The sequence below is a fragment of the Pandoraea anapnoica genome, from assembly GCF_902459765.1.
Lineage (GTDB): Bacteria > Pseudomonadota > Gammaproteobacteria > Burkholderiales > Burkholderiaceae > Pandoraea > Pandoraea anapnoica.
This window is the reverse complement of record NZ_CABPSP010000039.1, coordinates 1-1321: the sequence shown is the minus strand read 5'-3', so window position 1 is coordinate 1321 and position 1321 is coordinate 1. Positions and strand designations below refer to the sequence as shown.

Genomic DNA, 1321 nt, shown 5'->3' with positions numbered 1-1321 from the left:
TGAATCGCCCCGGCTTCCGAGGAGGCCGGTTGGTTTAAGTTAATGCAGGCGCTCAGCGGTGTTTCTGAGTTGCCTGTAGTAGTTTGCCTCAGCCTCGGCGGGCGGGATATAGCCCAGCGGTTCCATCAGTCGATGATGGTTGTACCAGGCTACCCATTCCAGGGTAGCGAGCTCGACGGATTCCCTTGTTTTCCAAGGTGCGCGCCGGTGAATCAGTTCCGTTTTGTACAGGCCGTTGATGGTTTCAGCCAGAGCGTTGTCGTAGCTGTCGCCGCGACTGCCGACCGAAGGTTCGATGCCCGCTTCGGCGAGGCGCTCGCTGTAGCGGATGGAAACATATTGCGCCCCCCTATCGGAGTGATGGATCAGCGTCCCGTCGCCGCCCGGTTGGCGGGCGTACAGCGCCTGTTCAAGCGCATCGAGTACGAAGTCGGTGCGCATAGTACGACTCACTCGCCAGCCAACGATGCGCCGTGCAAACACGTCGATGACGAACGCCACATACAGCCAGCCCTGCCACGTCGAAACGTAGGTGAAATCGGAAACCCAGAGCTGATTCGGCCTGTCGGCCTTGAACTGGCGATTGATCCGATCCAACGGGCGAGGTGCCGAGACATCAGGAATCGTCGTGCGAACTCGTTTGCCGCGAACCGCGCCTTGCAAGCCCATCCGCTGCATCAATCGCTCGACCGTGCAGCGGGCCACCCGAATTTGCTCCCGGTTCATCTGCTTCCAGACCTTATCCGCGCCGTAGACCCGCATGTTGGCGTGCCAGACACGCCGGATGTCGGGGCACAGCACGTCATCGCGCTTCGCTCGGGCGCAGCGCTTCGACGGATCGCGAAGCTGGGCGGCATGACGCCAGTAAGCCGACGGGGCAATCCGCAAGACCTTGCAGATCGACTCGACCCCGAAGGTGTCGCGATGCTGATCGATGAAGGCTTTCAGGATTTGATACGGCGGTCGAGCTCCGCCTGGGCGAAAAACGCGCTGGCCAACTTGAGAATCTCGTTGGTCTTGCGCAATTCCTTGTTCTCGCGCTCCAGCGCCTTCAGGCGCTCGCGCTCATTTGTGGTCAGGCCGGTGCGTTCGCCGTTATCGATCTCGTCCCGCTTGACCCAATCGTTCAGTGTTTGCGGCGTGCAGCCGATCATCGGCGCAATCGATTCGACGGCCGCCCACAGCGATGGATGTTCGCTACGCTGCTCACGCACCAGGCGTACTGCGCGCTCCCGGACTTCCGGGGAAAACTTGCTCGATTTCTTGTTCATTGCTCCATTCTCTCAAGAGTTGGAGCCTCCTCAAAATCCGGGGCGATTCA

General features: G+C 60.3%; 1 pseudogene and 1 other annotated feature. The pseudogene reads right to left on the bottom strand.

The features are described from left to right. Positions 1–34 precede the first annotated feature (34 nt). A pseudogene (locus tag PAN31117_RS26925) lies at positions 35–1271 on the bottom strand (IS3 family transposase). Beyond that, positions 874–990, bottom strand: a sequence feature (AL1L pseudoknot). Its footprint overlaps the pseudogene before it by 117 nt. Positions 1272–1321: the final 50 nt, after the last annotated feature.